The sequence below is a fragment of the Atopococcus tabaci DSM 17538 genome (genome assembly GCF_000429585.1).
Lineage (GTDB): Bacteria > Bacillota > Bacilli > Lactobacillales > Carnobacteriaceae_A > Atopococcus > Atopococcus tabaci.
In genome coordinates this window covers 1-5127 of the sequence record NZ_AUCD01000102.1, presented here as the reverse complement: position 1 = coordinate 5127, position 5127 = coordinate 1, and the positions used below count along the sequence as shown (strand labels likewise).

Sequence of the window (5127 nt, the reverse complement as noted above, 5' to 3'; positions counted from 1 at the left end):
ATGGAAAGCAAGTTTTCACAGTAGCAAAAAATTTTCCATCGAGTCAATTATGTTCAAATTGTGGCTATCAAAATAAAGACGTTAAAAATCTCGGATTGCGTGAGTGGGAGTGTCCTAATTGTCATACCCATCATGACCGAGATATTAACGCAAGTTTGAATCTTAAAAATGAAGCCATAAGGCTTCTAACCGTAGGAACTACGGGGATAGCCTAATCAATAACTAGCCGATAGGCTGGTGTTCTTAGGAATCCACTATGGCTTTAGCCTAGTGGTAGTTCAACCATACGGGAACTATCGGGTCAGGGCTGGGTTTCTTCAATAAAACGTAGGATGGCTTCTGCCGTCAGGGCTTGCTGTTTGTCGGCAGAAATTTCCGCAGGGCCGTCGCCTTCTTGAAAGCCGTAGCTGCCGAATTGAGCGTGGTTCCCGCCTTCCAACACCACCATTTCGACTTGGGGAAGCAGCTGCATCCCTTCCGCAAACGCTTCGCCGTCGAGCACCGCATCTCGGTCGCCGTAAATGGATAAGGCAGGAAGAGCAGTTTCTGTTAGATCAGCAGAAGGATAAGAAGCCAGAAAAATCAAGCCGGCCAGTTTGTCAGCCTGTTCTTCCGCAAACAAGGCGGATGTGACCCCGCCCAATGAATGCCCGCCGGTATACCAGAAGTCGATCGGTTCTTCCGCTTCCATCACATCTGCAACGGCGTCGATGTCGAAAAAGGCCAAATTGAAGGGCGCTTTCACTGCATAAGAAGAAATTCCAAGTTCCGCCAACCGATGCAAAAGAGGGGCATAGGCCGCTTCTTCCACTTTCCCTCCTTGGTAAAAAATGAATCCGGCTTTTGAAGAGGAGTGGGCAGGGATAAAGGCATAGTAGGATTCTGTTTCTTTCACAGTGACCGTGGAGCTGGAGTGCAATGCATCCGTGGCTTCCGGTGCCGGTTCGTAGGCATTCCCCGCATAAAAGAAAAAGGTCAAGAGAGAGCCCGCAATCAATGGGCCGATCAGGGACATAGTTTTTCGAAAGTTGTTTTTCATACGCACCTCAGTTTTTCATTGTTACCCATAGTATAAAGAGGTCTTTTTAAAAAGAAAAGCTCTTCCAAAGGCATAGACCAGTGGAAGAGCTTAAAGTGTTATTCAAATTCAATGGTTCCAGGTGGTTTGTCCGTGATGTCATAAAGCACGCGGACGGCCTCCGGAATTTCGTTGCAGATTCTGTCGGAAATTTTTCTCAACAGTTCATGCGGCATTTCGTACCAAGAAGCGGACATGGCGTCGCTTGTGTCCACCGCACGCAGCAAGATGGGGTAGGAATATTTGCGTTCGTCGTTGACCACTCCGACTGTCTTAAAGTCAGGGATGGCTGCGAAGTACTGCCAAATTTCCGTGTTCAAGCCTGCTTTTTTGACTTCGTCTCTCAAGATGAAGTCAGCTTCTTTCAAGATGTCCAATCGTTCCTGCGTCACTTCGCCGAGGCAGCGGACGCCAAGGCCCGGACCAGGGAACGGCTGACGGCCGACGATTTCTTCCGGCAGGCCGAGTTCACGGCCCACTTGACGGACTTCGTCTTTGTACAGAGTTTTCAATGGTTCCACCAATTCGAAGTTCACGTCTTCAGGAAGCCCGCCGACGTTGTGGTGGCTCTTGACCAATTTGTTTCCGTCCGTACCGCTTTCTGCGATATCCGGATAGATGGTTCCTTGCACAAGGAAATCGTGGTCTTGAAGTTTGGATTGCTCTTCTTCAAACACGCGGATAAACTCTTCGCCGATGATTTTGCGTTTTTGTTCCGGATCCGCCACGCCTTTCAGCTTGCTCAAGAACCGGTCCTGGGCTTCCACAACAATCAAGTTGATATGGAAAGAATCCCGGAAAACACGTTCCACCGATTCACGTTCGCCTTTTCTGAGCAGGCCGTGATCCACGAAAACGCATGTCAGGTTGTCTCCGATGGCTTCGTGCACCAAAACCGCACAGACTGCGGAATCAACGCCGCCGGAAAGGGCACAAATGGCTTTTTTATCGCCGATTTGTTCTTTGATTTCTTTGAGAGAATTATCAATGAATGTTTTCATATTTTCTCCTATCTCTGAATGAAAGTGGGTGAATCATGACTTAATGTTCGTATATCACAGTTATACCACGAGAAATGGATTCAATCAAGACGGGTGGGGAAATTGTTTTGTTACAGTTCAATGACGCATAACGAAAAAAGACAGCCCCAAGAGAGGCTGTCGTACGTCCATGTTATTTTCGTACATCTTCAATTGCATTTAACTTGTCCATATCTTCCGGGGAAATGGTGAAATCGACTTGTTTGTTTTCGATGATCCGGGATTCATGGGTCGATTTCGGCAGCGGCAAGGTGTTGCGTTCCAGACAGTACCGGATAGCCAGTTGCGCGACAGTGACACCGTATTTTTCTGCCAGCTTTTTGACTTCCGGATGGTCAAGCAACTCGCCGGTCGCCAGAGGAGAATAAGCTTCTACGACAATGTTATGTTTCTCACAAAAATCCAGCAGACTTTCTTGGTCCCGTCCGATATAAAACGGTATTTGGTTGACCATCGGCACGATGTTGCAGTTGTCCAGCAGTGCCTGTATGTCCGATTCGGAAAAGTTGGACACCCCGATGGAACGTATTTTTCCTTCATTGTACAACTTTTCCATGGCTTTCCAGGCTTGGATATTGCCTTCTGTGTAATCCGCGCCTTTTTCATCCCACGGCCACGGCGCATGGATCAGCCAGAGGTCGATGTAATCTACATCCAGGTCCGTCCGGGATTTCTCAAAAGCTTCGAACACGGCATCATAATCTTTGATGGACGCCCGCAGTTTGCTTGTCAGAAAAATGTCTTCCCGCGGCAGGTCAAACTCACGAATCGCCCGGCCGACTTCTTTTTCATTGCGGTACGACATGGCGGTGTCGATATGACGGTAGCCGTTCTTCAAAGCAGCCGTCACCGCATCGTACGCTTCATCATTGGGAATCTGCCACGTTCCAAATCCGATAGAAGGGATTTTCACCCCGTTGTGGAGCACAAACACATCTTCTGTTGCCATTCTTTCCTCACCTCATTTATATTGTTAGCGCTTAACATAGTTATAGTGTAAAATAAAAACTGTTGTAAGGGAAATTTTTTTGTTTAAAACTTCTCAAATAGCGTTTGTCAGAAAAGTTTTATTTGTCATACTATGAAGTGTACCGGTTTCTAAAATGAAATTGAGCACAATAACACAAACGGAGAGTTTATCACACAGTCCTTTCTACGTTCACGAAGTACCAATCATCTTCGTTTCTGTTCAGAATCCATTTGACTTGGCGGATGTTCCTCAAGTTGGAACGTACATCAACACTTACGATGGAATGGAAGTTACAATGGAAGAATTGGCTAAGAAATTGGCCGGTGAATCCGAATTCACAGGCGTCAGCCCAGTGGATGCATTCTGCGGATTGCCAGACACAAGAATTTGGCGCGAAAGCACATACGCTAAATCATTTGTGTAGGTGAAAACGAAAAAGGCGGTTCCCCCAGTGGGAATCGCCTTTTTTTGTGCGTTTAATCCAAGCGGTTCGTGTAGTCTAAATGCTCAAATTTCTCTGTGTTTCCGACTGCAACAAGAATCATGTCTGTGGCGATTTCCATGTCAGGGTCAATGAAAAATTCGGTGGTGGATAGTTTATCTTTGCGTATACCGATTACATTGAGCTCATATTTTTTACGTAAATCTAACTGGGCGAGAGTTTTTCCGAGCCACTTTTGAGGGGGCGTGAGTTCAATGAGGGAATTACTCTCATCCAACTTAATTAAGTCCACAATGTGATTGCGCATCAAGTTTCTGGCTAATTTGTCTCCGGCTTCTTTTTCCGGACGGATGACTTCATCCGCCCCAATTTCCAATAAAATTTCTCTATATGTTTTGTTTTTTGCTTTGGCGATGATGTAATCAATCCCCAACTTGCGGCAGTTCATGATGGCCATGACACTAGCCTCCAAGTTGGATCCCGTACCGATAACCGCAATATCGCAGCTTTCAAATCCAATGGATTGCAGCAATTCCAAATCCCTCATATCGCCTTGGACAGCTTGAACGACGAAGGGCTCGATGCGGTCCACATCTGTAATGTTTGTGTCCACGGCTATGACGTCATAGCCGTTTTCTCCGAGCTCTTTGGCGATTGTGGATCCAAAAATACCCAAACCCAATACCCCAACAACTTTTTTTGCCATACTTTTTTGACTCTCCTATCCTATTAATATCTTTCCAGTTGCATACGTAATATCTTTTTTCTTTTTCTGACGGGCGCTTAGGGCGGTGAAAATAGTAATCGGACCCAATCGCCCGATAAACATCAAAAACATGATGACTGTTTGACTCATCCAGCTAAGTTCAGGTGTCAGGTTGGCAGTGACCCCTACGGTAGCCATAGATGAAACCACCTCAAAGATGAGGTAGCCCAATGTTGCTTCCGGTTCAAAGAGAGCCAACAACAAAACACCAATAAAGAAAATACCAATGAACGCCACAACAACCACTAAAGCCCGGCGGACGAGTTCTTTTGGAATCGTATGATTTTTGTAGTTCACATGGTCTTGGCCGCGGATTTCAGAAGACACCAACATCAATGCCAAGGCTATCGTTGCTGTTTTGGCTCCGCCTGCCGTTCCACCCGGTGAGCCGCCGATGAACATCAACACGGTCAAAAATACCATGGAGACTGTATGGATTTGGGTGAAATCTATACTCCCAAACCCGGCGGTCCTCGTCGTCATGGATTGGAAAAAACTAGCCTGCAGCTTGCCGTCGAAGTCGAGCTGTCCGATGGTGTCAGGATTGTTCCATTCTGCCGCGAGAAAAAGCAATGTTCCTACGGCAAGTAAGAGCACCGTCCAATTTAAAACTAATTGGGAATGTAGGCGGAGTTTGCGGTAATAATGTCTGAAGTTTTTCCAGTCTTTGCGCTGGGCCAGTTCACGGAAGGTTCTTCCGATATCGAACCAGACGGTGAACCCGAGTCCGCCTAAGATGACCAGTGTGGACAGAGCAAAGGTAATAAGTGGAGTATCTACGTAAGGCTGCATACTGAGTGTCCCCAAGTTGTCAAATCCAGCGTTGTTGAA

The 5127-nt window shown here is 46.6% G+C and carries 6 protein-coding genes and 1 pseudogene; 2 read left to right on the top strand and 5 right to left on the bottom strand.

All coding sequences use genetic code 11. The annotated features are described in order from the left end of the window. A partial coding sequence (locus G470_RS14295; protein WP_035445642.1) for a zinc ribbon domain-containing protein occupies positions 1-215 on the top strand: 215 nt, incomplete at its 5' end. 86 nt (positions 216-301) lie between these two features. Here G470_RS14295 and G470_RS0111220 read toward each other — a convergent pair. The 3 genes from G470_RS0111220 to G470_RS0111210 form a co-directional block, all read right to left on the bottom strand. Further along, positions 302-1039 carry an alpha/beta hydrolase gene (locus tag G470_RS0111220; RefSeq protein ID WP_035445639.1) on the bottom strand — a complete coding sequence of 246 codons (738 nt, stop codon included), beginning with the start codon at positions 1037-1039 and terminating at the stop codon, positions 302-304. 98 nt (positions 1040-1137) lie between these two features. Further along, a complete protein-coding gene (gene guaA / locus G470_RS13525; RefSeq protein ID WP_051258565.1) occupies positions 1138-2079 on the bottom strand; it encodes a glutamine-hydrolyzing GMP synthase in 942 nt (313 codons plus the stop codon). A 172-nt stretch (positions 2080-2251) separates the two neighbouring features. Next, complete coding sequence (locus tag G470_RS0111210; RefSeq protein WP_028274877.1) at positions 2252-3067, bottom strand: aldo/keto reductase; 816 nt, start codon at positions 3065-3067, stop codon at positions 2252-2254. A 199-nt stretch (positions 3068-3266) separates the two neighbouring features. On the opposite strand from G470_RS0111210, the pseudogene G470_RS0111205 reads away from it, so the two are divergent. Then, positions 3267-3512 (top strand): annotated as a pseudogene (locus tag G470_RS0111205) (glycoside hydrolase family 3 protein); the annotation flags it as partial. Positions 3513-3564: 52 nt separating this feature from the next. Here the strand turns inward: G470_RS0111205 and G470_RS0111200 are convergent. Together G470_RS0111200 and G470_RS0111195 are read right to left on the bottom strand one after the other, a co-directional pair. Further along, entirely contained in the window at positions 3565-4236 is a 672-nt protein-coding gene (locus G470_RS0111200) for a potassium channel family protein (protein WP_028274875.1), read from the bottom strand. A 15-nt stretch (positions 4237-4251) separates the two neighbouring features. Continuing rightward, on the bottom strand, positions 4252-5127 hold an 876-nt coding region (locus G470_RS0111195), incomplete at its 5' end, for a potassium transporter TrkG (RefSeq protein ID WP_028274874.1).